This is a genomic window from Cereibacter ovatus (assembly GCF_900207575.1).
Classification (GTDB): Bacteria; Pseudomonadota; Alphaproteobacteria; order Rhodobacterales; family Rhodobacteraceae; genus Cereibacter_A; species Cereibacter_A ovatus.
This window is the reverse complement of sequence record NZ_OAOQ01000007.1, coordinates 100,063-125,982: the sequence shown is the minus strand read 5'-3', so window position 1 is coordinate 125,982 and position 25,920 is coordinate 100,063. Positions and strand designations below refer to the sequence as shown.

General features: G+C 68.5%; 29 protein-coding genes and 1 tRNA gene. 11 read left to right on the top strand and 19 right to left on the bottom strand.

Annotated features, from left to right (window positions below):
- Nucleotides 1–54: 54 nt before the first annotated feature.
- Entirely contained in the window at nt 55–1,278 is a 1,224-nt protein-coding gene (locus CRO07_RS09970) for an ROK family transcriptional regulator (protein WP_097030587.1), read from the bottom strand.
- Nucleotides 1,279–1,478: 200 nt separating this feature from the next.
- Here CRO07_RS09970 and CRO07_RS09965 point away from each other — a divergent pair, with 200 nt between their 5' ends.
- The 4 genes from CRO07_RS09965 (at nt 1,479) to CRO07_RS09950 (ending at nt 5,069) form a co-directional block, all read left to right on the top strand.
- A complete protein-coding gene (locus CRO07_RS09965; protein ID WP_097030543.1) occupies nt 1,479–2,501 on the top strand; it encodes a sugar ABC transporter substrate-binding protein in 1,023 nt (340 codons plus the stop codon).
- A 95-nt stretch (nt 2,502–2,596) separates the two neighbouring features.
- Nucleotides 2,597–3,688, top strand: a complete 1,092-nt coding sequence (locus CRO07_RS09960; RefSeq protein ID WP_097030542.1) for an ABC transporter permease — start codon at nt 2,597–2,599, stop codon at nt 3,686–3,688.
- Nucleotides 3,688–4,464, top strand: a complete 777-nt coding sequence (locus CRO07_RS09955) for an ATP-binding cassette domain-containing protein (RefSeq protein ID WP_097030541.1) — start codon at nt 3,688–3,690, stop codon at nt 4,462–4,464. The genes CRO07_RS09960 and CRO07_RS09955 overlap by 1 nt, the downstream gene beginning before the upstream one ends.
- The gene (locus tag CRO07_RS09950; protein ID WP_097030540.1) at nt 4,461–5,069 is read left to right on the top strand and encodes a nucleoside/nucleotide kinase family protein; all 609 of its coding nucleotides are present in this window, start codon (nt 4,461–4,463) and stop codon (nt 5,067–5,069) included. Before CRO07_RS09955 ends, CRO07_RS09950 begins: the two co-directional genes overlap by 4 nt.
- On the opposite strand, the gene CRO07_RS09945 is transcribed toward CRO07_RS09950, so the two are convergent.
- Nucleotides 5,070–5,990 carry a DMT family transporter gene (locus CRO07_RS09945; RefSeq protein ID WP_097030539.1) on the bottom strand — a complete coding sequence of 307 codons (921 nt, stop codon included), beginning with the start codon at nt 5,988–5,990 and terminating at the stop codon, nt 5,070–5,072.
- A 160-nt stretch (nt 5,991–6,150) separates the two neighbouring features.
- On the opposite strand from CRO07_RS09945, the gene ade reads away from it, so the two are divergent.
- Nucleotides 6,151–7,866, top strand: a complete 1,716-nt coding sequence (gene ade / locus CRO07_RS09940; RefSeq protein WP_097030538.1) for an adenine deaminase — start codon at nt 6,151–6,153, stop codon at nt 7,864–7,866.
- Nucleotides 7,867–8,022: 156 nt separating this feature from the next.
- Here the strand turns inward: ade and CRO07_RS09935 are convergent, their stop codons facing one another.
- The 9 genes from CRO07_RS09935 to CRO07_RS09895 form a co-directional block, all read right to left on the bottom strand.
- Entirely contained in the window at nt 8,023–8,283 is a 261-nt protein-coding gene (locus tag CRO07_RS09935; protein WP_097030537.1) for a YMGG-like glycine zipper-containing protein, read from the bottom strand.
- A gap of 160 nt (nt 8,284–8,443) precedes the next feature.
- Nucleotides 8,444–9,466 carry a hypothetical protein gene (locus CRO07_RS09930; protein ID WP_097030536.1) on the bottom strand — a complete coding sequence of 341 codons (1,023 nt, stop codon included), beginning with the start codon at nt 9,464–9,466 and terminating at the stop codon, nt 8,444–8,446.
- Between the two features lie 45 nt (nt 9,467–9,511).
- Complete coding sequence (locus tag CRO07_RS09925) at nt 9,512–10,828, bottom strand: Mur ligase family protein (protein ID WP_097030535.1); 1,317 nt, start codon at nt 10,826–10,828, stop codon at nt 9,512–9,514.
- Nucleotides 10,825–11,622, bottom strand: a complete 798-nt coding sequence (locus CRO07_RS09920) for a polysaccharide pyruvyl transferase family protein (protein WP_097030534.1) — start codon at nt 11,620–11,622, stop codon at nt 10,825–10,827. The genes CRO07_RS09925 and CRO07_RS09920 overlap by 4 nt, the downstream gene beginning before the upstream one ends.
- The gene (locus CRO07_RS09915; RefSeq protein ID WP_097030533.1) at nt 11,619–12,344 is read right to left on the bottom strand and encodes a glycosyltransferase family 25 protein; all 726 of its coding nucleotides are present in this window, start codon (nt 12,342–12,344) and stop codon (nt 11,619–11,621) included. Before CRO07_RS09915 ends, CRO07_RS09920 begins: the two co-directional genes overlap by 4 nt.
- On the bottom strand, nt 12,341–13,495 hold the full coding sequence (locus CRO07_RS09910; RefSeq protein WP_097030532.1) for an adenine nucleotide alpha-hydrolase family protein: 1,155 nt from the start codon (nt 13,493–13,495) through the stop codon (nt 12,341–12,343). The genes CRO07_RS09915 and CRO07_RS09910 overlap by 4 nt, the downstream gene beginning before the upstream one ends.
- A 2-nt stretch (nt 13,496–13,497) precedes the next feature.
- Entirely contained in the window at nt 13,498–14,460 is a 963-nt protein-coding gene (locus CRO07_RS09905) for a formyltransferase family protein (RefSeq protein ID WP_097030531.1), read from the bottom strand.
- Between the two features lie 245 nt (nt 14,461–14,705).
- Nucleotides 14,706–14,781, bottom strand: a tRNA-Ala gene (locus CRO07_RS09900).
- Nucleotides 14,782–14,900: 119 nt separating this feature from the next.
- Nucleotides 14,901–15,236 (bottom strand): TIGR02300 family protein, encoded by a 336-nt coding sequence (locus CRO07_RS09895; protein ID WP_097030530.1) that lies wholly within the window; start codon nt 15,234–15,236, stop codon nt 14,901–14,903.
- A gap of 156 nt (nt 15,237–15,392) precedes the next feature.
- Between CRO07_RS09895 and CRO07_RS09890 the strand changes: the two genes are divergently transcribed.
- From CRO07_RS09890 to CRO07_RS09880, 3 genes are read left to right on the top strand one after another with little or no spacing between them, the layout of a single operon-like run.
- Nucleotides 15,393–16,079, top strand: coding sequence for a M48 family metallopeptidase (locus CRO07_RS09890; protein ID WP_097030529.1), 687 nt, complete (start codon nt 15,393–15,395; stop codon nt 16,077–16,079).
- Nucleotides 16,080–16,112: 33 nt separating this feature from the next.
- The gene (gene agkR, locus CRO07_RS09885; protein WP_097030528.1) at nt 16,113–16,763 is read left to right on the top strand and encodes a GntR family transcriptional regulator AgkR; all 651 of its coding nucleotides are present in this window, start codon (nt 16,113–16,115) and stop codon (nt 16,761–16,763) included.
- A 57-nt stretch (nt 16,764–16,820) separates the two neighbouring features.
- Nucleotides 16,821–17,222 (top strand): DUF1127 domain-containing protein, encoded by a 402-nt coding sequence (locus CRO07_RS09880; RefSeq protein WP_235840968.1) that lies wholly within the window; start codon nt 16,821–16,823, stop codon nt 17,220–17,222.
- A 56-nt stretch (nt 17,223–17,278) separates the two neighbouring features.
- Here the strand turns inward: CRO07_RS09880 and CRO07_RS09875 are convergent, their stop codons facing one another.
- The 6 genes from CRO07_RS09875 to hemP form a co-directional block, all read right to left on the bottom strand.
- Nucleotides 17,279–18,328 (bottom strand): lipocalin-like domain-containing protein, encoded by a 1,050-nt coding sequence (locus tag CRO07_RS09875; RefSeq protein ID WP_097030526.1) that lies wholly within the window; start codon nt 18,326–18,328, stop codon nt 17,279–17,281.
- Nucleotides 18,318–20,711 (bottom strand): FtsX-like permease family protein, encoded by a 2,394-nt coding sequence (locus CRO07_RS09870; protein WP_097030586.1) that lies wholly within the window; start codon nt 20,709–20,711, stop codon nt 18,318–18,320. The genes CRO07_RS09875 and CRO07_RS09870 overlap by 11 nt, the downstream gene beginning before the upstream one ends.
- Entirely contained in the window at nt 20,711–21,385 is a 675-nt protein-coding gene (locus CRO07_RS09865; RefSeq protein ID WP_097030525.1) for an ABC transporter ATP-binding protein, read from the bottom strand. The genes CRO07_RS09870 and CRO07_RS09865 overlap by 1 nt, the downstream gene beginning before the upstream one ends.
- Nucleotides 21,386–21,579: 194 nt before the next feature.
- Nucleotides 21,580–22,065 carry a bacterioferritin gene (bfr, locus tag CRO07_RS09860; RefSeq protein WP_097030524.1) on the bottom strand — a complete coding sequence of 162 codons (486 nt, stop codon included), beginning with the start codon at nt 22,063–22,065 and terminating at the stop codon, nt 21,580–21,582.
- Nucleotides 22,055–22,309, bottom strand: a complete 255-nt coding sequence (locus CRO07_RS09855; protein WP_097030523.1) for a (2Fe-2S)-binding protein — start codon at nt 22,307–22,309, stop codon at nt 22,055–22,057. Before CRO07_RS09855 ends, bfr begins: the two co-directional genes overlap by 11 nt.
- Nucleotides 22,310–22,555: 246 nt before the next feature.
- Nucleotides 22,556–22,717, bottom strand: a complete 162-nt coding sequence (gene hemP, locus CRO07_RS09850; RefSeq protein WP_097030522.1) for a hemin uptake protein HemP — start codon at nt 22,715–22,717, stop codon at nt 22,556–22,558.
- Nucleotides 22,718–23,025: 308 nt separating this feature from the next.
- Between hemP and CRO07_RS09840 the strand changes: the two genes are divergently transcribed.
- A complete protein-coding gene (locus CRO07_RS09840; protein WP_097030520.1) occupies nt 23,026–23,751 on the top strand; it encodes a tellurite resistance TerB family protein in 726 nt (241 codons plus the stop codon).
- A 50-nt stretch (nt 23,752–23,801) separates the two neighbouring features.
- Here CRO07_RS09840 and bhcR read toward each other — a convergent pair whose 3' ends face one another.
- The gene (bhcR, locus tag CRO07_RS09835; RefSeq protein WP_097030519.1) at nt 23,802–24,632 is read right to left on the bottom strand and encodes an HTH-type transcriptional regulator BhcR; all 831 of its coding nucleotides are present in this window, start codon (nt 24,630–24,632) and stop codon (nt 23,802–23,804) included.
- Between the two features lie 52 nt (nt 24,633–24,684).
- Between bhcR and CRO07_RS09830 the strand changes: the two genes are divergently transcribed.
- Nucleotides 24,685–24,906 (top strand): hypothetical protein, encoded by a 222-nt coding sequence (locus CRO07_RS09830; protein ID WP_097030518.1) that lies wholly within the window; start codon nt 24,685–24,687, stop codon nt 24,904–24,906.
- 7 nt (nt 24,907–24,913) lie between these two features.
- Nucleotides 24,914–25,234: a VOC family protein gene (locus tag CRO07_RS09825; protein WP_235840967.1), complete on the top strand. Its 321-nt coding sequence runs from the start codon at nt 24,914–24,916 to the stop codon at nt 25,232–25,234.
- Between the two features lie 135 nt (nt 25,235–25,369).
- Here the strand turns inward: CRO07_RS09825 and CRO07_RS09820 are convergent, their stop codons facing one another.
- Entirely contained in the window at nt 25,370–25,849 is a 480-nt protein-coding gene (locus CRO07_RS09820) for an ureidoglycolate lyase (RefSeq protein WP_097030517.1), read from the bottom strand.
- Nucleotides 25,850–25,920: the final 71 nt, after the last annotated feature.

Genomic DNA, 25,920 nt, shown 5'->3' with positions numbered 1-25,920 from the left:
ACCCGAAGTGCGGGATTTGCCGCCCGCATCGCGCCGGTTTTCCGCGACGGCCCCTCAGGCTTCGGGCAGCGCGCCCCAGGCTTCCAGAAGGTAGCGGTGCGACAGCGGGATCGCCGCCGCCCCCAGCGCGCGGGCCTGCGCGCCCACCGTGCCTTCACGGATCTGGGGCGGATCGATCCCTGACAGGTCCAGCCGATGCAGCGCCGCGTCGGTCCGGCGCACGATTTCGGCCCGGATCGCGCGCGGCATCCAGCCGTCGATCATCACGGTATCCATTTCGACCAGTGCCGCGGCGCTGAGGATGGCCGAAGCCAGCCCCGCCGCCGCGCCGTCCAGCCAATCGGACAGCACCGCCGCGCCGACCTGCCAGCGATCAGGAGTTTCCCACAGCGTCGAGGGGTCTTCGCCCGCGGCCGCCATCGACTCGGCCAGAACCGAGATCGAGGCCACATTCAACAGCCGCTGCATCTGGCCATCGCGGCCCGGAACCGGCATCGGCCCCACGCCCGCGGCATTGCCGGTGCGCCCGGTGAACAGATGGCCGTTCAGGACCAGCCCGCCCCCGATGAAATAGGCAAAGTAGAAATACAGGAAGTCCTTGGGCCGGTCGCCGCTGCCGAACACCAGTTCGGCGCCGCAGGCCGCGGTGGCATCGTTCTGGACATGGACCGGCATCCCCGTCAGCGCGGCCAGTTCGGACTGGATGTCACGGTGGCGCCAGGCGTCCATCTCGGATTGCGGCGCGCCGACATGCTGCACCCAGTTCCACAGCTGAAACGGCATGGCGATCCCCATGCCGCCGACCCGGTCCAGCCGCTCGGGCGGCAGATGGGCCAGAACCGCGGGCAGCGTCTCGGTCACGAAGGCCATCACGGCGTCGGGGGTGGGGTAGGGATAGGTCCGCCGGCGCGAGGCGACCGGCGTGCCCACGAAGTCGATCAGCGTCAGTTCCAGCGACCGCCGCCCGATCTTCAGCCCCAGAAACCACGCCCCGTCCGGCGCCAGCGCCATCGGCACCGAGGGCTGGCCGATCCGCCCGCGGATCGGGTCACGGCGCATCAGCAGGCCGTCGGCCTCAAGCCCGCGCATGATGACGGATACGGTCTGCGCCGAAAGCCCGGTGATCCGGGCGATGTCGGATTTGGCCAGCGCGCCTTCGCGCCGGACCAGCGACAGCACCAGCCGTTCGTTATGGGCGCGCATCCCGCTTTGATTCGATCCGCGCAACCGCAGCGCCGCCGCGGCGGGGCGTTCCGCCGTCTCGGGTTCCTGTTTCACGATCATCTTCCCTCCCCGGCAGGCGAACCTGCCTGATCATTGGGCCGTGCGGCGGCTGCTCTGTCAATACTAAATCAGAGTGATTTAATTATTGACGCAAGGCCGGGAATCGGCTTCCATAAAGGCGTCGCGGCGGGAGGAACGCTTGCGCAAAGCGAAACGGCGGGCCGAGGAAGCCCCGCCACTGGGAGGATGACATCGTGACCCATTTCAAGACCACCCTTCTGGGGGGCGCCGCGGCGCTTGCCCTGTCGGCGGTGCCGGCGCTGGCGCAAGAGGTGAATGCCTGCCTGATCACCAAGACCGACACCAACCCGTTCTTCGTGAAGATGAAGGAAGGCGCCACCGCCAAGGCGCAGGAACTGGGCATCACCCTGAAATCCTATGCCGGCCGGATCGACGGCGACAGCGAAAGCCAGGTGGCGGCGATCGAGACCTGCATCGCGGATGGCGCCAAGGGCATCCTGATCACGCCCTCGGATACCAAGGGCATCGTGCCCGCGGTGCAGAAGGCGCGGGATGCGGGCATCCTTGTGATCGCGCTGGACACGCCGCTGGACCCGATCGAGGCCGCGGACGGCACCTTTGCCACCGACAACTTCATCGCCGGCGAACTGATCGGCCAGTGGGCGCGGGCGAAGATGGGCGATGCCGCCGCGACTGCGCGGATCGCGATGCTGAACCTTGGCGTGTCGCAGCCCTCGGTCGATGTGCTGCGGGCGCAGGGCTTCCTTCAGGGCTTCGGCGTCGATCTGGGTGACCCGAACCGCTGGGGCGACGAGACCGATCCGCGCATCGTCGGCCATGACGTGACCGACGGCAACGAAGAAGGCGGCCGCCGCGCGATGGAAAGCCTGCTGGCGCAGGATCCGATGATCGATCTGGTCTATACCATCAACGAACCCGCCGCGGCCGGCGCCTACGAGGCGCTGAAATCCATCGGCCGCGAAGCCGATGTCACCATCGTTTCGGTCGATGGCGGTTGCCCGGGCGTGCAGAACGTGAAGGGCGGGGTGATCGGCGCCACCTCGCAGCAATATCCGCTGCGCATGGCCTCGCTTGGGGTCGAGGCGATCGCGGCCTTTGCCAAGGACGGCACCAAGCCCGCGGTGACCGAGGGCAAGACCTTCACCGATACCGGCGTGTTGCTGGTCACCGATCAGCCGGTCGAGGGGGTCGAGTCGATCGACAGCACCCGCGGCGCCGAGCTGTGCTGGGGCTGATGCCGCCCTGCTGACACGGGCGGGGGGCGGGTGCGCCGCCCCCTTGCCACAAGGCCGCGCGGGGGGCGCGTCCGCAAACCGGGAGGTCGACAGACATGGCAACCGAAACCCGTGGGCCGCAGGGCTTCGAGGCGGCGCTGGCGCGCAACCCCGAGGCGGTGGCCGAGTTCACGCAGAGAAAGTCGCCGGTGCAGCGCGCCCGGCAGCTGCTGCATCAGACGCCGTCGCTGGTGCCGCTGATCGTGCTGGTGGTCTCGATTTCGGTGTTCGGCGCGCTTCTGGGCCAGAAGTTCTTTTCCGCCTTCACGCTGACGCTGATCCTGCAACAGGTGGCCATCGTCGGCATCGTGGGCGCCGCGCAGTCGCTGGTGGTGCTGACCGCGGGGATCGACCTGTCGGTGGGGGCGATCATGGTGCTGTCGTCGGTCATCATGGGGCAGTTCACCTTCCGCTATGGCATCCCGGCGCCGCTGTCGGTCTTGTGCGGGCTGGCGGCGGGGGCGGCCATCGGCTTCGTCAACGGGACGCTGGTCGCGCGGATGAAGCTGCCGCCCTTCATCGTCACGCTCGGCATGTGGCAGATCGTGCTGGCCACGAACTTCCTGTATTCCGCGAACGAGACCATCCGCGCGCAGGACATCTCGGCCAAGGCGCCGATCCTGCAATTCTTCGGCAACACCTTCCGCATCGGCGCGGACGAGGCCGGGCGCGGCGGCGCGGTCTTTACCTATGGCGCGGTGCTGCTGATCGTGCTGGTTCTGCTGATCGCCTATGTCCTGCGCCAGACCGCGTGGGGGCGCCATGTCTATGCCGTGGGCGACGATCCCGATGCGGCGGAACTGGCGGGCGTGCAGACCAGGAAGGTGCTGGTGACGGTCTACACGCTGTCGGGGCTGATCTGCGCCTTGGCGGGCTGGGTGATGATCGGCCGGCTGGGCTCGGTCTCGCCCACGGCGGGGCAGTTTGCCAACATCGAATCGATCACCGCGGTGGTGATCGGCGGGATCAGCCTGTTCGGTGGTCGCGGCTCGGTGCTGGGGATGCTGTTCGGGGCGCTGATCGTGGGGGTGTTCTCGCTTGGATTGAAGCTGATGGGGACGGACCCGCAATGGACCTACCTGCTTATCGGCGTCCTTATCATCGCGGCGGTGGCCGTGGACCAGTGGATCAGAAAGGCGGCCGCGTGATGGAACCGATTCTGAAGGCAAGGGGCCTTGTGAAGCGTTACGGCAAGGTCACGGCGCTGAATAACTGCGACTTCGACCTGTATCCCGGCGAGATTCTGGCCGTGATCGGCGACAACGGCGCCGGCAAGTCCTCGTTGATCAAGGCGCTGTCGGGCGCGGTGAAGGTGGACGAAGGCACGATCGAACTGGACGGCCGGCCGATGTCCTTCGTCTCGCCGCTGGATGCGCGCGAAGCGGGGATCGAGACGGTCTATCAGAACCTTGCGCTGTCGCCGGCCTTGTCCATCGCCGACAACATGTTCCTTGGCCGCGAGATCCGCAAACCCGGCATCATGGGCAAGTGGTTCCGCGCCCTCGACCGCGCCGAGATGGAGCGGCGGGCCCGCGAAAAGCTGACCGAACTGGGCCTGATGACGATCCAGAACATCGGGCAGGCGGTCGAGACGCTGTCGGGCGGCCAGCGGCAGGGGGTGGCGGTGGCGCGGGCGGCGGCCTTCGGGTCCAAGGTCGTGATCATGGACGAACCCACCGCCGCGCTGGGGGTGAAGGAAAGCCGCCGGGTGCTGGAGCTGATTCTGGATGTGAAGCGCCGCGGGCTGCCGATCGTTCTCATCAGCCACAACATGCCCCATGTGTTCGAGGTGGCCGACCGCATCCATGTCCACCGTCTTGGCCGCCGGCTGTGCGTGATCGACCCCCGGCGACATTCGATGTCGGATGCGGTCGCGCTGATGACCGGGGCGATGGCGCCCGAAAAGCTGAACGAATTCGCATGACCACGGAAGATCTTGCGCAGAAGATCCTGCAAGGGGCCGACGGGCGGGGCCGGATCATCGTGGCCCTTGCCGGGCCGCCCGGCGCGGGCAAGTCGACGCTGGCCGCAGCCGTGGTGGCGGCGCTGGGGCAGGGCGCGCGGGTGGTGCCGATGGATGGCTTTCACTTTGACGACCGGGTGCTGGCGCAGCGTGGCCTGTCCAGCCGCAAGGGGGCGCCGGAAACCTTCGACATCCACGGTTTCCTGCATCTGATGCACCGCCTGCGCGACGGCGGCGAGATCGCGATTCCGGTCTTTGACCGCGCCATGGAGTTGTCGCGCGCGGCCGCCGATGTGGTAACGGATGAGGATCATATCCTTGTCGTCGAAGGCAACTATCTGCTGCTGGACGAATATCCGTGGCGGGACTTGCGCGATTTCTTCGACCTGACGGTGTTTCTGGATGTGCCGTTCGAGGAACTGGAACGCCGGCTGATCCGCCGCGGTCTGGATGCCGGCCGCAGCCCCGAAGCGGCGGCCCTCTGGGCGCAGTCCAACGATCTGCCGAACGCGCGGCGAGTGCTGGACGGCTCTGTTCCCGCCGACGAGGTGATCCGCTGGCAATGATCAGCCCTGCGGCGTCATCGCCTTGCGCTGCCGGGCACGTTCCAGCCCCAGCCGCCGTTCGCGCCAGATGATCAGGATGCCGGCGCCGACCACAAGGCTGGCGCCGGCCATCATCACCAGCGTCGGCACCTCGTCAAACACCAGATAGCCGATGGCCAGCGCGAAGATCATCGAGGCATAGTCGAACGGCGCCACCAGCGAGGCATCGGCATGGCGATAGCTGGATGTCAGCAGGATCTGCGCCACCCCGCCCAGCAGGCCTGCACCGATCAGCAGGGCGGCCTCGGGCGCGGTGGGCCAGACCCAGCCGAAGGGCAGGGTGACAAAGGACAAAAGCGTGGCCGTCAACGAGAAGTAGAACACGATGGCGGCGGTCGCCTCGGTCATCACCAGCTTGCGGATGAAGACCTGCGCCAGCCCGGCAAAGACCGCCCCGCCCAGCACCAGAACCGCGCCGAACGCCTCGCGGTGGCCCATGCCGCCCGACAGCACCGACAGCCGCGGCGACAGCACGATCAGCACCCCCACCAGCCCAAGAATCACTGCCGAGATGCGGAAGGCGCGCACCTCCTCGCCCAGAAACATCGCGGCGAAGATCACCGTCATCAGCGGCGCGGCATAGCCCAGCGCCATCACCTCGGGCAGCGGCAGATAGGCCAGACCGGCGAAGCCCAGCCCCATCGCCAGCGTCCCCACCAGCCCGCGCCAGACATGACCCATCGGCTTTGCCGCGCGCAGGCCCACCCGCAGCTCGCGCCGCCAGATCAGCCAGACAAGGATCACCGGCATGGCGAAGAACGACCGGAAGAAGACCGCCTCGCCCGCGGGCACGCGGTCGGCGGTGGCCTTGATCAGCGCCGACATGACGATGAAGATCAGGACCGAACCGATCTTTAGGGCGATGCCATGAAGCGGGCGCATGGGAAACCTTCAGCCTGACAGGGCAGGTGGACCACCTTGGCGCAGCCGGCGCAAGGGGCTTGCCGGACTATCCCCCCGGCCAGGACCCCGCACAAGGCCGATCAGGCTGGACGCGGCGCCCGCGCTGGGTTTCTGTAAGATCACGCGACAGGAGGAACCGATGCGACGTTCCCTTTCCGACCTTATCGATCAGGGCCGAGGTGTTGTCCCGGCCGATGTGGTCCTGAAAAACGGCCGGGTCTTTGACCTGATAACAGGAGAGTTGGTGCAGACCGATGTCGCGATCTGCGGCGACACCATCGTGGGCACCTTCGGCAGCTACACCGGCCGGCGCGAGATCGACTGCACCGGGCGCATCCTTGTCCCCGGTTTCATCGACACGCATCTGCACATCGAAAGCTCGTTGGTCACACCGTTCGAATTCGACCGCTGCGTGACCCCGCGCGGCATCACCACCGCGATCTGCGACCCGCACGAGATCGCCAATGTCTGCGGGCTGGAAGGCATCGGCTATTTCCTTCAGGCTTCGGCGCTGACGGTGATGGATATCCGGGTGCAACTGTCGTCCTGCGTGCCGTCCACGCATATGGAGACCTCGGGCGCCATGCTGGACGCGGGCGATCTGGCACCGCTGAGGGATCATCCCCGGGTGATCGGGCTGGCCGAGTTCATGAACTTTCCCGGCGTTCTGGCAAAGGACGAAAGCTGCCTTGCCAAGCTTGAGGCGTTCCGCGGCCGCCACATCGATGGCCATGCGCCGCTGCTGCGCGGGCACGATCTGAACGGCTATATCGCCGCCGGCATCCGCACCGAACACGAGGCGACGACCGCCGACGAGGCGCTGGAAAAGCTGCGCAAGGGGATGCGGGTGTTGATCCGTGAAGGATCGGTTTCCAAGGATCTGCACGCGCTGGCGCCGTTGCTGACCGAACGGCTGTCGCCCTACCTGTGCCTGTGCACCGACGACCGCAATCCGCTGGATATCGCCGAACACGGCCATATCGACCACATGATCCGCACCGCGATCGGGCTGGGGGTGCCGCCGCTGGCGGTCTATCGCGCGGCCAGCCTGTCGGGCGCCGAGGCGTTCGGGTTGAAGGATCGCGGCCTGATCGCGCCGGGCAAGCGCGCCGACATCGTGGTGATCGACGCGCTGGAGGAGTGCCGCGCCGTGCTGGTGCTGGCGGGCGGTGTGGTGGCCGATGAGGCCGCCTTTGCCGCGCGCGGCACCGTTGCGCCGGTGGCGCGGCAGTCGGTGAAGGTGGCGGGACTGACGCCGGGGATGTTTGGCTGTCCGGGCAAGGCCGCCACGACGCCGGTGATCGGCATCTTGCCGGGCAAGATCATCACCGAGCGGCTTCAGATCGCCATTCCCACCGTCGAGGGCGACCGCCCGCCCGATCCGGCCCGCGATCTGGCCCGGATCGCGGTGATCGAGCGTCATGGCCGCACGGGTGGCCGCGCCACCGGCTTTGTCCGCGGTTTTGGCCTGCAACGCGGGGCCATCGCCTCGACCGTTTGCCACGATCATCACAATCTGGCGGTGGTGGGGGTGGATTATGCCGACATGGCGCTGGCCGCGAACCGCCTGCGCGAGATCGAGGGCGGCTTTGCCGTGGCGCTGGGCGGGCGGATTCTGGCCGAACTGGCGCTGCCTTTGGGCGGGCTGATCAGTCTTCAGCCGTTCGAGGCCGTCCGCGATGCGCTGACCGACCTGCGCGCGGCGGCCCGGACGCTGGGCGTGACGCTGGAAGAGCCGTTCCTGCAACTGGCGTTTCTGGCGCTGCCGGTGATCCCGCATCTGAAGATCACCGACCGCGGTCTGGTGGATGTCGATCGGTTCGAGATCGTGGGTCAGGGGGATGCCAGGCCATGACGCGCCGGAACGGCACCGGATCGGCTAGCGGTGCCCGGGGCGCAGGGGCCTTTCTGTCCGCTGACGGGCGGAACGGTTGGCCCGGCATGGCGCCGGGCCGGCGTTGTTTTCCCGGCCCGGTGGCCGCCGAACGGCCACCTTGGCAGGGCCATGCGGTCAGCACGGGCCGGTGAACCGCTCGCCCCGGGCGTTGCGATAGTAGCAGGTGTTGCTGCTGGGGCTGGTCGGGCCGATCAGGGTGCCGGCGATGGCGCCCGCCGCCGCGCCGATGGCGGCGCCCTGCACGCGGTCTTTGTCGCTGGACAGGGCCGCGCCCAGCGCCGCGCCGCCCAAGGCGCTGGCCGCGGTGGTCTTGTCGGGGGTCTCGCATCCGGCCGCGAGGGCCACGACCGGGATCAGGATCAGGAACTTTTTCATGCTGCGCCTCTGCAAAGGGGATGTCCGGGGCGTCAACCGCTGTGGTCCACCCCGGTTCCGCCCGTGCCGGCAACGTGACTGCGGCGGGGCACGGGTCTTGGCGGCCCGACATCCGGGGGCCAAGGCGGGGCGCAGACCTTCGCCCGGACCTTCCGAGGCGTCAGGGCTCGGGGATCAGGCTGTCGAACAGCCGGATCTGGTCGGGCGCATCGCGCAACGCCGCGCGCAGGTGATCGCGGGCACGCAGCGCCATGGCGGCCTGCGCATCTTCGGCCGGGTCAAGCCCGATCCGCAGATCGGCCGAGATCGCGATCCTGTAGCTGCGGAAACTGTCGGTCTCGACCCCGGTCACGATATGGATCGGTACACCCTTTCTGGCCGCGATCGACAGCGGCGTGCTGGCAAGCGGCAGCAGAAATCCCGGCGCGAACGGCACCGCAAGGAAGGACCGGCCGGCAAAGCGGCTGTTGGCGAACAGCACCGCCTGACCTGCGCCCAGATGGGTCAGGATCTGGCGGGTGACGGTATGGGTGTCGTCGCCGTCAAACAGGATGCGGCCGCCAAGATGGCGATCCTCGGCCGCCAGCTGGCCCGGATTGATATGCCGCACCGCGAACCGGCTTTGCGAAAAGCCGTGACTGCGCACACTGACCTGAAAGGCGCGCACGCCGGCTTGGGCCAGTGCCCGCTTGGTTACGATCGTGTCGGCAAGACCGGGCGTCACCCACAGGATCGCCCCCCGCCCGCCCGCAAGCAAGGCGAAAAGCCGGTCCAGGCCGTCGAATGCGAATTGCACCGGATCGGGGCGGATATGCTCGCGCAGGTAGGTCAGGTGGCGTTCGAACAGCCGCTGGCGCTGCCGGTCGAACAGGCGGGCCGCGTCGCGGTCGCCCAACGGCCCCAGAACGGCCGTTGCGCGGGGGCGGAAGGCGGCCATGCCCTTCCGGCGCAGCCGGCCTGCCTTGGGCGCTGCCGTCAGGCGGCACAGGGCCCCCCACAGCCGGGTCGGCAGCAGCCGTGCCCCCAGCGCCAGCGCGCCATGCAGCAGCACCAGTTGCAGATCCTTTTCGGTGAAGCGGCGCGGCTTTGGCGGGCTGGGGTGCGGGCGGGTCATCGCAAGCACCGTTTCGGCGGCCGAGGGACGCTCGATCCGGCGGGTGATCTCAAATCGGTCTTCCGCCATGCTACCGTTCCTGAGGGGGTTGCGACCCCTGCTGTCGTGCAGGGGTCAGGATTTCGCACCGGCGCCGAACAGGCGCGCGGGATGCAGCAGCCACGCAAGGCGTGCCTTGCGCCGCGCGCTGCGGTGAAGCGTGTAGTCGGTGCCGGACAGCCCACAGGCGATGCACGAATCGCCTTTGCCGCAAGCGGTCATCCAGCAGCGCACATCTTGTTGGAATTGCAGCATGATCCGTTCAAGGTGAAGGTTGGTCGATGCCTTCAGCAGGATGATCTCGTCGGGGATGGCGGTGGCGCGGATGTGGTCGGCGGCCGCCTTCGTGCTGGTAAAGATCCTGTAGCGGCCGTCGGCATGGGCCGCCTCGTCGGCCCAGCTTTCGCCGCCCGATTCGGTGACCACCATCACCTCGTCAGCGGCCTGAAGCGCCGCCGATACCGCCATCCGATAGGCGCGCTTGCGGGCGCCCGGATAATCCGAGACGGTGCCCAGCACGATGCGCCGCCGCGGCGCGCGGGCATCGCGGATCGCCTGAAACGCCAGATCGACCGTATCGAGCGGGGCCTTCGCGGTATCCACCACCAGCACCGGGCCGTTCGGCACGGGATGCATGCTCATGCGCAGGTGAAGCGGCTCGAAGCGGGCGATGCGGCGGGCCAGCGCGTCGGGCGGGACGCCAAGGGTCAGCGCCGCCGCCGCCGCCGCCGCGACCGGCAGCGCGAAATGCGCGCCGGTGAAGCGGGTTTGCAGATCGATCGCCCGGCCCTGCCACAGCAGGCGCAGGCCAAGCCGTTCGGGCAACTGCGCCCTGGCCGACAGGATGCGGCAGTCGGCACTGTCGGCCCAGCCGAAGGTCACGCAGCGCGCCGCCGTCCGCGCCGTCATGCCCAGGGCCAGATCGTCGTCGGCGTTCAGCACTGCGATGCCGCCCGGGGGCAGCGTTTCGACCAGTGTGCCCTTTTCCTGCGCGACCGCCTCGCGCGAGCGGAAGGCGCTGTAATGTTCGCGCCCGATCATCGTCACCACCGCCATGTCCGGCCGGAACAGCGCCGCCATCTCGGGCATCTGGCCCGGCCCCCCCACGCCCAGTTCCGCCACGACGAAGCGCGTGTCGCGGCGGCTGCGGCGCAGCGTGCGGATCAGCGGGCCAAGCGTGTTCCAGAATACCTGCGCCACGACCGGCCCTTCGTCGGCCAGCAGATGGGCCAGAAGCGCGGTGGTGGTGGATTTCCCCGAACTGCCGGTGACCGCAACAAAGCGCGCAGCACTGCGCCCGCGTGCGCGCCGGGCAAGGGCCAGCTTGATTGGTCGCATCACCCCCGTGCGAGCGGCCTTTGCCACGGCTTTCAGGCGTCCGGTTGCGGTCATGGCGTGCCCTCTTGCAATGCGGCGGCCAGAAGGCGGTGATACTCGGGTTTGTCGCCGCGATAGTGTCCGACCGAGAATTCCGCGGCCGGCGGTGAATGCAGCAGGTCCGCGGTCAGCGGGTGCGGGGTTTTGGGCGCGTCAAGGGTGGAGAAATAGTCCTGAAACTTGAAGGCCCCGCCGGTCATGTTCGCGGCAGGGGCCAGCCAGAGGTTGGGGATACCCAGCGCGTCGGCCACAATCAGGCCATGCAGCGACTGGCTGATGATGCGGCGACAATGGCCGATCTCGCGGATCACCGCCCAGGGATCGCGGCCGACATCGATCAGGCGCATTCCAGCGGGCAGCCCCCCCCGCGCCGACCGGATCTGCCGGACATGCGGGATGAACCCGGTGTCGCTGCCGCGATCAGGGCGAACCAGCCGGTCGATCAGCACCATCGGATCGCCCAGCGGCACCTGCGCCGGATCGATCCCCAGCGCCGCTGCCGTCAGTGCGCCCCGCAGCGCCACGCAGCGCATGGGCGCGGGGGCGGGGGGGCGGGGTTCCAGCAGGCCCGCGCCCAGCACGATCGACTGCGGCGTGGCCCGGTCAAGGATGCTGCCCATGCCCAGAAAATGCACGGCGTCCCGGTTGGTGGCAAAGCGGGTTCGGACGCCAGACAACGCCTCGAAGAAGGCGGGGTTGATGTCGTCACCGAAATTCGGTGTGCCGATGTGCCAGAACAGCGGCGGCAGCGAGGCCGGACGCAGGCGGGCCGCCCAGTGGCGGCGGATCTTTCGCAGCTTGCGGATCATGGGCAGGTCCGCGACCGGATCGCCGTGGCCAGACGGAACACCGGGCGTCGCAACTCGCGCCGCAGCCGGTCAAGCAGCCCGACCTTTTCGCCGATCAGGCTGCCCCCAAGGCGGCCGGACATTTCGCCCACCCCCGATGGCAGCACCGACAGGACATCGGTGTGGTGAATCCACCGCGCTTGCAGGAAGGTATCCACCGGCCTGTCGAAGCGGTCGGTCATGGCCAGAAGCTGCCGCGCCGCGCCCTGCGTCACCAGTTGCGTCTGCATCCCAAGGGCCACGGTCCGCGGTCGGCCAAGGCGGATGCCGCCGTCTTTGGCCAGGATCTGCCGGAACCGTTCGCGTCGCTTGACCGGAAAGCGGATCAGCATCCCGTCCGTCACATGCCGCAGCGCCAGCGCCAGTGCCGGTTCGAACCCGGGGCCAAGTGTCGCGTCATCCTCGATCACAAGGGCCATCGGCAGCGCCCTGTCCACGATGCGTTGCCAACTGCGGCGATGGCTGAGAAAGGTCGCCACCTCGGCCCGACGCAGGGGAAACGGATAGCGCGGCAGGAAGGCGCCGCCGATATGACGGGCGATCTCGTCCGCGCTCATCTGCGTGCCGTCAACGGCCTGCAACTGTTCCGCCGCAGGGCCCAGCCGGTCCAGCAGGTTGGCGACATTGGGGAGTCGGCCCTCGGCGCGGTCAAGATGGATCACGAAACTGGCGATGTCGATCATGGCGAGTCCTTGTGCCAGCGCCACCGATGCTTGGCCACACGCAACCTTGCCGGAAGGGACTCAAGCCCAAAGCCGCGGCGCCAAAGGCGTTTGCGCCGATAGACGGCGATGGCGCGGTCGATTTCGGGCAGGAAGGTGGTCGCGTCGCTGGCTTCCTCGGCCCGTGCGCGCAGCTTTTCCATCTCGCTCAGGAAGGCGTCGTCGGTGATCTTGAACCGCCCCTGTCCCGGCACCGCAGGCGGAAAGGTGGGGGCCCGGCCCGAGGCACCCAGAATGGCCAGCGCCCGCATGGCGAAGGTGCATTTGTCGCAAACGCCGCAGTTGTGGCGCGCGACGTTGCAGACCCGCAGGTGATGCATCAGCGCATCGTTCGGCGCGATGCGGGCGATCTTGTCGACCCGCGCCACCAGCCCGTGATGCTCGATCGTCAGCGCGGCCGAGCCAAACAGCGGATCAAGCCCCGGATGCGATCCCCAGGGCGCACCCCATGCCTTTTCGTCCCCGGACGCGGCGATCAGGATACGCCCGATTCGGCCTGACAGCAGATGCCCGATCGCGGCCAGGGCCGAGCCGTGGAATTCGATCCAGCTGGCATGGCGGTGGAATTTCTGGCGGATGTCGGTTTCGATCACCACCGCCTCGATCCCCAGCCGGGCGGCCACGTCGCGGCACATCGCTTCCATCCGGGCGCAGCCCTCTTGGTCCGACAGCGGCACGTCCACCCCCAGCAGCGTGACGATGGCGGTCAGTCGCGGCAGCGCGTCCGCAAGCGTGAAACTTGAATCGATGCCGCCCGAATAAAAGGCCGCCGTGCCGTCTGCCGGCGGGGCGGTCCGTGGGGCCGCCCGCTGCGCCGAGACGGGAACGCTGCGGCAGCCCGGCCACCAGTCGCGGAACATCCCCGTGATCGTAGCGGCCCGCGACAGCAGCCCGGCATCCACCGCGCCGTCGATCTCCAGCGCGGTGCCGGTCTCGGATGCCGGATAAAGCCCAAGACACAGCAGCGCATCGGCCGTCGGCGTCAGCCTCTGCCCGGTCCGGCAGGTGAAGCGCGCGGTGCCAAGCTGGTGCGGGCCAGCGGCGATCCGCACCCGGATCTCGGCCGGATCGGTCTGCGGGGCGAACGCCAGCCGAAGCGGTTGCGGGGGCACGATCAATGCTCCTTTTCGTGCAGGCGCTGCCGGGCGTCCCGCATCGCGGCCAGACGCGCGGCGGTGCGCCGGATCTGGAACAGCGGCGAGCGACGGCGGAAGACCACCCGCGCATCGCGCAGATCGGTCTGGAAGCTGGCTGCGGTCAGGCGGTCCGGCGTGCCGCTGCGCCCGCCCTGCACCGCCACAAGGCCGGTGACCTGCACTGTCTGCCCGTCAGCCCCGACCCAGCGGTGCAGATGATGCGGGCCGAAGGCCGCGAACCGGCGGCGGGTCTCTGTCAGGTCGAGATGCGGGCCAAGATCGGCCTCGCCCCGGCCAAGACGGCGGTAGCTGCCCTGACCTGCGGCCTGCGGTCGGGCGGCGATCTCGCCGCGCAGGTAGCGGGGCAGATCCCTGGCCATAAGCCGCCCCGCCGCCGCGGCAATCTGGTGATCCCACTGGAACAGGTTGCCTGCGGCCGACCGCGGGCAGGCAGAGTGCGCGATGATCGCCCCCTCGTCGATGGCGGGGGCAAGGACATGCAGCGTCACCCCGCCATGGCGGTCGGCCTCGCCGTCAAAGAGCATCCCCACCCGGGGCGCCGGACCGCGATAATGCGGCAGAAGGGCGGGGTGCAGGTTCACCGCGCGCGGGCCAAAGACGTCCAGCAGCGCATCGGGAACGATCTGCATCGTCATCAGGGTCACAAGCACATCGGCGCCGGTGGCGCGGGCGGCGCCCGCCGCCTCGGCCCAGTGGCGCAGGGGCGGGCAGGGCCTGACCTTGATCCCGGCCTGCCGGACGATGCGCACGGCGTCGAAGTCGGGGAAGAGCCGGCCGGCAAGGCTGCGTGGCGGGCGCAGAAAGCCGCTTTGCGGTTCGCAGCACCACAGTTCGGCAACCCGGTGCCCTGCCCCCAGCCAACCCCGAAGGGCGCACGCCGTCAGCAGAGTCGGCGTCGCAATGACGAGCGCATCTTGCATTGCGGGGTGATCCTTGTGTGGTTGCCTGGCGTTCCGCGATGATATGGGCGCAAGCCTAGCCGAGTTCGCGCGCGATTTCCGCCGAAACTGTCGGTCACACTGTCTGCACCGATGTCGCGGGCCGTTCGTATCAGCGCGGCACGATGGGGCGCCGATCCGATCCGAAGGCAGGGCTCAGGAAAACAACGAGCTGAATGCCGTGCATCCCGAAGGATGATTTACAGTGCGTCTGCGTGCTGGTTTTTTGGTGGAGCCAGGCGGGATCGAACCGCCGACCTCTTGAATGCCATTCAAGCGCTCTCCCAACTGAGCTATGACCCCACCGGAGGTGCAAACCGTTGCCGGCCTGCTTGGGTTTTGCGAACCGTTCCCGCTTCGCCCGGGCTATCTAGAATCTCGCGGCGGGGGGCGCAAGAGGAAAATTCGCCCCCCGACAGCAATCAGCTTTCTTCGTCGTCGCCGGCCACATCGGCCAGATCGTCGAGCGACACGTTGTCGTCGGCGTCGTCTTCCAGCAGGTCGTCGTCGACGTCCGTATCTTCGGGCGCTTCGGCGTCAAGCAGATCGTCCTCGGCCTCGAGATCGTCCACCAGAAGGTCTTCGTCCTTCTCGGGCGCCACGCGCGAGATGACGGCAGCCACCGCCTTGCGGCGGGCGCTTTCGATATCCACCACCTCGCCGGTGTAGGGGCTGACGACGGGGTTACGGTTGAGGTCGTAGAAACGCTTCCCGGTGGTCGGGCAAATGCGCTTCGTGCCCCATTCTTCCTTGGGCATGGTGATCCCCTTGCAAGGCTGTCTGATGCAGAATTGAGGAGCCATGCCACAAGCCCCCCGCGCTGTCAAAGCCTTTCGCCCCGCGCGGAAACCCGGGATTTTCAGGGCTTTTCTCTGCCCGCGCCGCCGCTAATCTGCCGCCTGAAGGAGCCCCCGATGCCCGTCTTGCCCGGCCCGCCCCCCGTCGAGATCACCCTGCGCCGTTCCGGGCGTGCCCGGCGCTTTTCGCTGCGCGTGTCGCGGCTTGACGGGCGCGTGACGCTGACGCTGCCCCAGCGTGCCCGCGAATCCGAGGCGCTGGCCTTCGCCCGCGATCATCAGGACTGGATTCGCACCGCGCTGGAAAGCGTGCCGCAGACCGCCCCGGTCGGTCTTGGCACACGGCTTCCGGTCGAGGGGCGGGCGCTTCTCGTGCAGCCGGGAACCGGCCGTCTGGTGCGGATCGAGGGCGATTCGCTGCTGGTGCCGGGCGATCCGGACCGGGTGGCGGCGCGGCTGGCGGCCTTTCTGCGCCTGCGGGCGCGCGACCGGCTGGCCGCGGCCTGCGACCGCCACGCGGCGGCGTTGGGGCGGCCCTATGCGCGGCTGACCCTGCGCGACACGCGGTCGCGCTGGGGGTCTTGCACCGCGGATGGCAGCCTGATGTTCTCGTGGCGGTTGATCCTTGCCCCGCCCGAGGTGCTGGACTACGTCGCCGCGCATGAGGTGGCCCATCTGGCCGAGATGAACCATTCGCCCGCGTTCTGGGCGGTGGTCGGGCGGCTGATGCCGGGCTATCAGCCGCACCGGATCTGGCTGAAGCGGCAGGGGCAGGTGCTGCACGGCTTCCGTTTCGGGGATTGACCGCAGCGGCAGGGCGGTGCTTGGCTGGCGCGCATGGTGACCCAAGTCCGCCCTTCCGACCTGACCGCTTCGGCGCATGAGCGGCTTTACCGCAGCCTGCGCGCACAGGTCATGCATGGCGAGATCGCGCCGGGGCAGGCGCTGACGCTGCGCGGGCTGGCCAAGACCTTTGGCGTCTCGATGACCCCGGCGCGCGAGGCGGTTCGCCGGCTGGTGGCCGAAGGGGCGCTGTCGTTGTCTTCGTCCGGGCGGGTGGCGACGCCGGAACTGTCGCCCGAGCGGATCGAGGAGTTGTCCGCGATTCGCGCCCTGCTGGAGCCGGAACTGGCCGCCCGCGCCCTGCCGCGGGCGCATTTCGCGCTGATCGACCGGCTGACCGCGATCAATGCCGCCAATGCCGAGGCGGTGGTGAAGGCCGATGCCGTGGCCTATATCCGCACCAATCTGGAATTTCACCGCACGCTTTACCTGCGCGCACAGGCGCCGGCGATGCTGGCCATTGCGGAAACGGTCTGGCTGCAACTGGGCCCCACGATGCGGGCGCTGTATGGCCGCCTGCGCCGGAACGAGCCGCCCCAGCATCACCGCAGCATCCTGGCCGCGCTGCGCGCGGGGGATGAGCCGGGTTTGCGGCTGGCGGTCCGCACGGATGTGACGCAGGGGCTGCGACATCTCACCGGCTAAATTGGTAAACTTTCTTGACCAGGATCAAGTTTCCCGGTGTGAGAAAAGGGTACTTCGATGGCGACGAAACAGAATGACCCAAGGGGAATCGCCATGCTGGAACGAGTTCGCGCCTTCTTCGATCAATGGCACCGGCTGCAAGAGGTTCACGCGCTGACCGACCGCGATCTGGAAGATCTTGGCATCACGCGCTGGCAGATCGAACAGTTTGCCCGGATGCCCGAGAATGTCGGCGACCGTCTGTTGCAGATGGCGCAGGTGTTCGGCCTTGATCCGGTGGCGCTGCAACATGACTATGCCGATTATCTGGACCTGCTGGAGGTCTGCACCCATTGCGGCAGCGTGAAGGCCTGCAAATGCGCGCTGGCCGATGCCGATCATCTGCGCCCCGAGGATTGCGGCTTTTGCCCGAACGCCCGGACCTATGACTACATGGCCCGGCATCCGGTCCTGCACTGACCAACCGTTGCCCGGACAGGCGAAAGGGGCGCCCGGCACCGTGCCGAGGCGCCCTTTCAATAGCCGGTCATCTCAAGATAGCCGCGCCCCGAATGGCTGCCGGTGACCGCGATCGGCCCTTCCCAATAGGGCACGGTGGTGCCCATCCATGCCGCATCGTTCAGTGCCGATACGGTGACATCCACCGCCTTGTCCGGCAGTTCCACCCGCCAGTCCACCGGGATCTGCCGCCCGGCCACCTGCGCCTTGCGCAGCGGCGTGACCCGCAACGCGCCGGGGGCCATGGGTTCGGGGGTGCCGTCCGGGGCGATCCATGTTGCGCTGGTGAAGCCCGCGCCCGCATCGCGCAGCCGAAACCCCATCAACCGGGCGCCGTCGTCGAAGATCAACGAGAACCAGTCCCATCCGATCTGATCCTCGGCCAGAGGCTGCGACGACCATTCCCGGTCCAGCCATGCCTGCCCTGTGACGGGGATCGCGCGGCCATCCACCTCCAGATCGCCGGTGACGGCATAGAAGGGTTGCGAATAATACCAGCTTGCCTGCCCGGCCGCCGATTTCACCGAATAGCCGCCGTCACCATGGGCCACCAGCGGCCCCTGCGCGTCCAGCGCCAGCCGATAGGAAAAGCCTGCGCCCCCGGCGGTCAGATCCAGCGCCGAAATCGCATCCGTGCCGGCGGCGGCCCGGCCCTGCATCTGCCAGTCGTCGATCCATGCCGCGAAGGGGCTGGGCGTCACCCCGGCCTGACCGATGCCGCCGCGGGCCAGTTTCTCGGCCACATGATGGGCGTCGGGCGTGGTCAGCGCCGCATGGGCCATCCAGAGTTGCGGGCTTTCCCAGCCCTCGCCTGCCTCGGGCGCAAGGGCAGACCGGAACAGCGTCCACTGGATGCCATAGTCGGCGCCATCGGCGCCGGTCAGAACGGCGGTCAGATACCACCATTCGATGCGATAGTCGGGATGCGCCCCATGATCGCGGGGAAAGGTCAACTCGTCCCCGCGGCGGGGCAGGGCAAAGCCCTCGGCCTGTTGTCCCAGACCGGCAAAGCCCTGCGCTAAGGCGGGGCTGGCGAACAGGCACAGCGCAAGTATCCTAACGTTCATTCGCAAACACCCGTAGAAGATCCGCAGGCGCCAGCCGCGCCAGCCGCCGCACCGGCACCGCAGCCGCCAGTGCCGCCGCCAACAGCGCCAGTGCCCCCAGCCGCAGCCAGTCCAGCGGGAACACATGCATCGGCAGCCGCCAGCCGAACGCCTGCACATTCACCACCGCCAGCAGCACCCATGCCAGCGCCAGCCCCAGCGGCAGCGCCGCCACCATCGTTGCCGCCGCCAGCAGAAGGGTGCGTAGAAAATCAAGCCAAGCCAGGTGGTTGCGCGTCAGCCCCATCGCCCAGACCGGCGCCAGCTGCGGCAGCCGCATCCCCGACAGCGTCATCAGGCTGGCAAACATCGCCAGCCCCGCCACCCCCAGCGTCAGCACGTTCAGCGCCGCCGTCACCGCAAAGGTGCGTTCGAACACCTGCACCGAAAAGCCCTTCAGGCTGGCCTGATCGATCAGCGCGGCCTCGGGCAGGTCGAAGGTGGCGCGCATGTCGTCGGCCAGGGCCGCGGCGCGGTCAGGGGCCACGCGGATGCCGTGGCGACGGCGGTCGACCTCGGGGTGAAGCGCCAGAAGTCGCGCGGTCGAGACGATCACCTGCGCCGAGGGGTTGCCATAATCGCTGTAGATCGCGGCGATCCGCCCCTGCCATCCCGGCAGGTGCAGGGGGTCGCCGGGGGAAAGCCCCTCGCGCCGGGCCAGTTGTTCGTTCACCAGCGCCCAGTCGCCACTGGCCAGCCGGTCCCAGACATCGGGCACCGCGGCCAGCAGTGGCCAGTTGTCGCGATAGGTTGCATGGTCGGTCATGCCGTAAAGCTGGGCGGGGCGGCCGGCCACCTCGGTTTCGGCGCGAAAGATCGGCAGCACGGCATCGGCGCGGGGCTGAAGCCAGTCGGTCACGCGGGCGGCGGTGGCCTCGTCGGGGGCGGACAGGTAAAGCTCGAACGCAAGGCGCTGGTCCAGCCAGCCGGTGAAGGTCAGCCGAAAGCTGGATACCATCGTGCCCACGCCGATATTCGCCGCCAGCGCCAGCAAAAGCGCCATCAGCGCCAGTGACAGGCCCGGAAGCTGCTGGCGCGTGTCGGCCCAGAACCATTCCGCAATCGGCCCCCGCGCCAGCCGCGTCGCCCCCCGCAGCAGCGCCGACAGGATCAGCGGCAACAGCAGCGCCGCCCCCAGCAAAAGCGCCGCCAAGAGCGCGAAGGCCGCGACAATGCCCGTGCCCCAGATCAGCAGGCCCAGTGCCGCCAGCAGCAGCGCCCCCGCCGCCAGCCCCTGCCGCCGCATCGCCCGCGCCGAGGCCATGGCCCAGGCCCGCGGCTGCGCCGGCGCCAGCACCGGCAGGCGCGCCACCCGCCACAGACCCTGCGCGGCCGAGGCCAGCGTTCCCAGCGCCGCAATCCCCAGCCCCGCCGCCGCCCATCCCGGCCGGAATGTCAGCGTTCCCGGCACTTCCGCCCCATACAGGCCGCGTAGCGTTGCCGCCACATCGGGCAGCAGGGCCGCCGCCACCAGATAGCCAAGGCCCAGCCCGGCCAGCCCGGCCACCCCCGCCAGCAGCATCAGTTCCGCCAGCAGCAGGCCGGTCAGCATCCGCGCCGTCAGCCCCAGCGCACGCAGGGTGCGGAACACCGGGCGGCGTTGCTCGAACGCAAGGCCGATGGCGGAATGGACGATGAACAGCCCAACGGCAAAGGACAACAGCCCGAAGGCGGTCAGGTTCAGGTGGAAACTGTCGGTCAGGCGGGCAACCTCGTTGCGCTGATCGGGGGGCAGCAGGCGCAGCCCCGGCGCCAGCGCCGGAAGCGGCCCGGGGGCTGCCTCGGGGTCCAGCAGCAGATGTGAGATCCGGCCCTCCATCCGCAGCAGGCGCTGGATCTGGCCGATGTCGCCCAGCGCCGTTCCGGGGGGCAGGCGATCGGCCAGCCGCAGCGGCGGCAGGGCGGCGCCGTCGATCCGGGCCAGCGTCTCGGCATTGGCAAACAGCAGGCCGGGCGGGCGCAGGAACGGCAAAAGCGCGTCGCCCTGCCCGAAATCGACCTGTTGCGCCGGGGCGGGCAGCGTCAGCGGGTCGATGCCGATCAGATGCAGGCTGCGGCCCTCGTCCAGTCGCAAGCGGCCCTCGACCACCGGCGTCACCGGCCAGCCGGCGCGGCGCAGGGCGATGTAGACATCCTGCGGGATCGGCCCTTCGGCCTCGATCCGGGCAAGCCGGTCCTGCCCAAGGGTGGCGGCGGCCGCGTCGTAGCTGGCCCGCGCCTCGGCGTTGATCGCCTGCACCCCGGACCAGAGCGCGGTGGCCAGCGCCAGCCCCGCCAAAAGCATCGCCAGTTGCAGGGGCTGCCGTCGCCAGTGTGACAAAAGCGCCGACAGTGCCGCCGCGATCATGCCAGCCGCCCCGCCGACAGATGCAGCCGCCCGCCCAGCCGCGCCGCCAGCCGCATCGAATGGGTCACCATCAAAAGTCCCGTCCCGGTCTGCGCCACCAGCCGCAGCAGCAGCGCCATGACCGCATCGGCGCTGGCCTCGTCCAGATTGCCGGTCGGCTCGTCCGCCAGCACAAGGCGGGGGCGCGCGGCCAGCGCGCGGCCGATGGCGACGCGCTGTTGCTGGCCGCCGGAAAGCTGTTCGGGGTAGCGGTGCAGGCAGCCCTTCAGGCCCAGGGCCTCGGCCAGTTCCGCCTGCCATGCCGGATCGTGTCGTCCGGCAAGTCGGGCCTGAAACGCCAGATTCGCCGCCACATCCAGCGAGGGGATCAGGTTGAACTGCTGGAACACAAGGCCCACCGTGTCCCGGCGCAGCCTTGCGCGCAGGCTGTCGGGGGCGTGGGTGATCTCTGTTCCGGCCACAAGGATCCGGCCGGCCGAAGCCTCGTCCAGCCCTGCCGCAAGGTGCAGAATCGTGCTTTTACCGCTGCCGGATTCGCCTGTCAGTGCAAGGCTTTTCCCGGCCTGAAGCGTCAGGTCAACGCCGGCCAGAACCTCGATCGGGCCTTCGCCCGTGACATAGCTTTTTCGTACGCCCGTCAGGCGCAGCAAGGTTTCCGAACCTTCGTTCACTTATACCACCCCCGGCCCCGTGCCACGCCGAAGGCTTATGCCCCGGCGACCGGCTGTCAACAGCTAGGGCGCAGGGCGGCGCTGGCCAGAGTGGATCAGAGGCTTGTTCCATGCCACCGCGGCGCGGGCCGGCGGGCGCAGGCGTGACCCGACCGCGGGGGGCTGCCCCCCCCGGGGGGGCAGCGGGGCGCGGATCATTCCGCCTTGTCGGCCGGTTTGGCGTTCAGCATCCCGTAGTTCTGCTCGCCGATCGCGCCCATCAGGTCGATCTGGGTTTCCAGGAAGTCGATATGGCCTTCCTCGTCTGCGATCAGTTCCTCGAACAGGTTTTTCGACACATAGTCACCCACCTGATCGCAGTGGTTGCGGGCCTCGATATACAGGGTGCGCGCGTCGTGTTCGGCGGCAAGGTCGGCTTCCAGCGTCTCGCGCAGGTTCTGGCCGATGCGCAGCGGGTCAAGCCGTTGCAGGTTGGGATGGCCCTGAAGGAAGATGATCCGCTCGATCAGCTTGTCGGCGTGGTGCATCTCTTCGATGCTTTCTTCGCGCGATTTGGCGGCGATGTTGCCAAAGCCCCAGTCCTGCTGAAGCCGGAAGTGCAGCCAATACTGGCTGACCGCGGTCAGTTCCGACCGAAGCGCCGCGTTGAGATAGTCGATGACCTTGGCATCACCCTGCATGTCCGTTCATCCCCGAATTTGTCGCGCGGCGCAGGCCGCGCAGGTTCATTGGCACTTCGAAACTGTCGCACTTGCGCATGGTGTCAAGGAAAAGCGGCATGCAGCCGCCGCAATCGGCACGTTTGCCAAGGGCGCGGTAGATCTTGCCCGGGGTGACGATGGTTTCGGCATCGGACGCCCGCATCCAGTCGATGGCGGCGCGGATGTCCTTGTCGGTGATGCTCATGCAGTGGCAGACGATCATCTTGGCCCCCGGCGGGTGTCTTGCCGCCTATGACTGGCAGGGGCACCGTCCACGGACGTTGCGCCCCGGCAAAGGGTTCACGGAAAGACGGTGGTCGGATTGTCGAGCCTGTCCGGGTTTTCAAAGCCGATGCTGCTCTGCGGCAGCAGGGCGAGGGGCGCGGTGGCAAGGGCGAACGGGTTGGCTTTCATCAGTCTCTCGGTCTTTCGGGGTCTTGGGGCGGGCGGGGTGCCCGCGCCCGGACTGTCACTTGGTCAGGATCAGCTTGCCGGCGCGGGTGATGCGTAGGCAGTAGACCTGCCCGTCCAGAAGAATGCGCGCCTGCGTGCCGCCATCGGTCAGCAGGCGGGCGTCATGCACCGGGATCCCGGCTTCGATCAACTCGATCGGATCGGACATCGCGTTCATGCCTGACGCTCCATCCGGTCGAGGTAAGATGTCAGGCCGCCACCGGCCGGAAGAAAGCCTTCCAGGGCCTGGCGCAGCAGTTCGTGAAATCCCGGTTCGGGCAGGGGTCGCATGGGAACCTCCGATATGGACTGAAGACTCCGGGCTGACCCTTGGGGGCTGGCTTGGATGATGGAGCAAAGGTGACTGATTTGGTCAGGCTTGTAAAGTCTGATTCTTTCGCTCGGGTATGGGGATTCGGCGCGGCGCATTGAAGCGGGGCGCAGGCTGCCCATATCGAAACAGTCAACAGCACCGGGAGATGTCGGATGAAGGATGCAAGACGGCTGATCGAGGGCTTTCTGGGTGGCCAGTCCGGTCTGGGCGGCCAGTCCCTTGTGGGCGGGCAGTCGGTGCAGGACGGCCTGTCGGGCGCGGCACGCAAGGCCAAAGAGACTTGGGACGGCCAGTCGGCGCTGGGCAAAGGGGCGATTGCGGGCGGCCTTGCCGCGCTGCTTCTGGGCAGCAAGGGGGGGCGCAAGCTGGCCAGGACAGCGGTGCGAACCGGCGGCGTGGCGCTGGTGGGGGCGCTGGCCTATCGCGCTTGGCAGGACTGGCAGGCCGGCAAAAGCCCCGATGCCGCGCCCTCGGCGCTGCCCGCACCGCAGGGCACCCCGTTCCTGCCCGCCGACGAAAATCAGGCCGACGACCTGTCCGAGCGGTTGTTGCAGGCGATGGTGGCCGCAGCCAAGGCCGACGGCCGCGTGACCCCGGCCGAACGGCTGCGCATCGATCGGCAGATGGCCGAACTTGGCATGGGCCCCGAGGCGCAGGCGCTGGTGGCGGCGGAACTCGATTCGCCGCTTGATCCCGGGCGGATCGCGGGACTTGCCCGGTCGCCCGAGGAGGCGGCCGAGATCTATGCCGCCTCGCTTCTGGTGGTGGATCGCGATGGCGCGGCCGAAAAAGGCTATCTGGCGATGCTGGCGGCCCGGTTGGGGCTTCAGCCCGAACTGGTGGCGCATCTGAACGCGCAGGACGACGCGCTGGGCTGATTGCGCTGCCGCCCGGCCGCTGCCATGTCGCAGCGGCCGGGCGGGTAGGCTTAGCCCGCGACGCCCCCGGTTGCGGCCGTCACCTCATCGGCGGCGGCGCGGACCATGGCGCCGAAGCGGGTGCTGTCGGACAGGCTGACGCGAAAGGCGGGACCGGCCACGGCGATTGCCGCGACGGGTTCGCCAAAGGCGTTGAAGATCGGGGCGGCCACGGCCCGCATCCCGTCGGCGCCTTCCTGATCGTCCACCGCAAAGCCGCGGTCGCGGATGCGCACAAGATCGCGCATCAGCGTCGATTCCGAGGTGATGGTCAGCGAGGTGAACTTTTCCAGCCCCTCGCGGGCCAGGATCGCCTCGACACGGTCTTCGGGATACCAGGCCAGCAACGCCTTGCCCAAGGCCGAGGCATGGACCGGCCCGGGCGAGCCTTCGGGGAAATAGGCGCGCACCGCCTGCCGGCTTTCGATCTGTGCCAGATGCATCACCCGGCCGTCGGCCTCGATCCCCAGCGCCACTGTCTCGCCGGTGGCCTGCATCAGCCGGTCCATCGGCTGGCGTGCGCGTTCGGCCACATTGGCACGCCGCAGAAAGGCCGAGCCGATGCGGAAGGCGCCGGCGCCGATGTGCCAGACCTGTCCGGGTTCCTCCATCTCGATCATGCCATGCGCCTGAAGCGTCACAAGGGCGCGGTAGACGGTGGCTGCGGCCTCGCCTCCGGCGGTGGCCAGTTCCGACAGTGTCATGCCCTCTGACGCGCTGAGCAGCTTCAGCAGCGCCAGCGCCCGGTCAAGCGACTGAACCGTGTTCTGTTCGGTCTTGTCCTCGGCCGCCCGGGGGCGACCGCGGGCGCGGCGACTGGTGGCGGGGCTGGTCTGGACCATCGCGGGCTCCTTCGTCGGCCATTTCGCAAAAAAGCGTTCCGGAGCATGAAAAATGCAGGCCCCCCGTTTTGGCAAGCAGGAAAGCGGCCTGTGGCGCGAAATCCGGCCTTCGGGGCGGATTTTCCCGCTATTTGCGGCGGGCTGGATGTTTATTGCCGCGGCGGGAATCTTTTTTCAATCCAAGGTTGTTCGGTTGGTGCCATCGCATCTGGGAGCAAGGATGATCGACCGCAATTGCTGGCTGCATGTGACCGATCTTGAACGGTCGCGATAGGTCTACGATGCCGCGCTGGGGCGGCTGGGGGGCCTCGGGCCAGTCCGCGCGCGATCGCGTCTGCTGGGCCGGGGATGGCGTCGGGGCGCTGTCGATCGACGAGATCCGGCCGGGGTCCGGGACATGCCATCAGCCCGAGGCCCGTCTGGCTTTTGTCGCGCGCTCTCGCGCGGCGGTGGATGCGTTTCATGCGGCGTCCCTGCGCGCGGGCGGCCGCAGTGACCGCGATCCCGGCGTCTGGCCGGGCGACCACCCGAACCATTCCGCGGCGCTGGTGCTGGACCCCGACGGGAACCGGATCGAGGCGGCCTGTCAGGCGCCTTGGTGACGCCCGACCCGTCTGCGCGCCCCGGGGGCCCGCGCGTCGGGCGAGGTCCGCAACGCGCGTGGGGATCCGTGGCAGGCACGGGCCTGGTCGAGCGTGGCAAGGTTGACCCCGGGGGGGACGGGCGCAGACCGCCTGTCAGGCGGTGACAAGGATCGGGGTGGGAAAGCGGTGTTCCTGAAGGTTGGTGCCGGGGCCGATGCGGTCGATCACGGCGAACAGGCCGGGCGCGGCAAGCGGCGTCAGAACGCCGTGCCATGTGCCGCGCAGCAGGTTCACCCCCTGTCCGGCGGCCGTCAGGAAAGCGCGCGGGCGGCCGGGTCGGCCGGCCTCGTCGGGGGCAACGATCACCAGAAACGGGTTCTGCGTCATCGGCAGGAAGGCTTGCGAGCCATCCGGATGACGCTCGACCAGATCGAGGGGGTAGGGCAGGCTGCGGGGCTGGGCCTGAAAGATCGACAGTCCCGCCCGGCCACCTGCGCCGAAATCCAGCCGGGCCCGGTCGTGCCAGCGGCCGCAGAGGCCGGCGTTGATCATCCGGTCTGGCGGGCCTGACGTGTCAAGCACATCCCCGAACGGGGCGAAGGTCTTGGCACTCAGGGATTCGATGCGGATCATGCGGGGGGTTCCTGTTGGCGAAGGCGGTCCGTTTGGCCAAGGCGGGGGGCTGTCTGCCCCCCGGGCCCGGC

Coding starts and splice junctions, on each gene's coding strand:
- CRO07_RS09960 (WP_097030542.1), top strand. CDS start 2,597: ATGGCAACCGAAACCCGTGGGCCGCAGGGCTTCGAGGCGGCGCTGGCG.
- CRO07_RS09955 (WP_097030541.1), top strand. CDS start 3,688: ATGGAACCGATTCTGAAGGCAAGGGGCCTTGTGAAGCGTTACGGCAAG.
- CRO07_RS09950 (WP_097030540.1), top strand. CDS start 4,461: ATGACCACGGAAGATCTTGCGCAGAAGATCCTGCAAGGGGCCGACGGG.
- CRO07_RS09945 (WP_097030539.1), bottom strand. CDS start 5,990: ATGCGCCCGCTTCATGGCATCGCCCTAAAGATCGGTTCGGTCCTGATC.
- ade (WP_097030538.1), top strand. CDS start 6,151: ATGCGACGTTCCCTTTCCGACCTTATCGATCAGGGCCGAGGTGTTGTC.
- CRO07_RS09935 (WP_097030537.1), bottom strand. CDS start 8,283: ATGAAAAAGTTCCTGATCCTGATCCCGGTCGTGGCCCTCGCGGCCGGA.
- CRO07_RS09930 (WP_097030536.1), bottom strand. CDS start 9,466: ATGGCGGAAGACCGATTTGAGATCACCCGCCGGATCGAGCGTCCCTCG.
- CRO07_RS09925 (WP_097030535.1), bottom strand. CDS start 10,828: ATGACCGCAACCGGACGCCTGAAAGCCGTGGCAAAGGCCGCTCGCACG.
- CRO07_RS09920 (WP_097030534.1), bottom strand. CDS start 11,622: ATGATCCGCAAGCTGCGAAAGATCCGCCGCCACTGGGCGGCCCGCCTG.
- CRO07_RS09915 (WP_097030533.1), bottom strand. CDS start 12,344: ATGATCGACATCGCCAGTTTCGTGATCCATCTTGACCGCGCCGAGGGC.
- CRO07_RS09905 (WP_097030531.1), bottom strand. CDS start 14,460: ATGCAAGATGCGCTCGTCATTGCGACGCCGACTCTGCTGACGGCGTGC.
- CRO07_RS09895 (WP_097030530.1), bottom strand. CDS start 15,236: ATGCCCAAGGAAGAATGGGGCACGAAGCGCATTTGCCCGACCACCGGG.
- CRO07_RS09890 (WP_097030529.1), top strand. CDS start 15,393: ATGCCCGTCTTGCCCGGCCCGCCCCCCGTCGAGATCACCCTGCGCCGT.
- agkR (WP_097030528.1), top strand. CDS start 16,113: ATGGTGACCCAAGTCCGCCCTTCCGACCTGACCGCTTCGGCGCATGAG.
- CRO07_RS09880 (WP_235840968.1), top strand. CDS start 16,821: ATGGCGACGAAACAGAATGACCCAAGGGGAATCGCCATGCTGGAACGA.
- CRO07_RS09875 (WP_097030526.1), bottom strand. CDS start 18,328: ATGAACGTTAGGATACTTGCGCTGTGCCTGTTCGCCAGCCCCGCCTTA.
- bfr (WP_097030524.1), bottom strand. CDS start 22,065: ATGCAGGGTGATGCCAAGGTCATCGACTATCTCAACGCGGCGCTTCGG.
- CRO07_RS09855 (WP_097030523.1), bottom strand. CDS start 22,309: ATGATCGTCTGCCACTGCATGAGCATCACCGACAAGGACATCCGCGCC.
- hemP (WP_097030522.1), bottom strand. CDS start 22,717: ATGAACGCGATGTCCGATCCGATCGAGTTGATCGAAGCCGGGATCCCG.
- CRO07_RS09840 (WP_097030520.1), top strand. CDS start 23,026: ATGAAGGATGCAAGACGGCTGATCGAGGGCTTTCTGGGTGGCCAGTCC.
- bhcR (WP_097030519.1), bottom strand. CDS start 24,632: ATGGTCCAGACCAGCCCCGCCACCAGTCGCCGCGCCCGCGGTCGCCCC.
- CRO07_RS09830 (WP_097030518.1), top strand. CDS start 24,685: ATGCAGGCCCCCCGTTTTGGCAAGCAGGAAAGCGGCCTGTGGCGCGAA.
- CRO07_RS09825 (WP_235840967.1), top strand. CDS start 24,914: ATGCCGCGCTGGGGCGGCTGGGGGGCCTCGGGCCAGTCCGCGCGCGAT.
- CRO07_RS09820 (WP_097030517.1), bottom strand. CDS start 25,849: ATGATCCGCATCGAATCCCTGAGTGCCAAGACCTTCGCCCCGTTCGGG.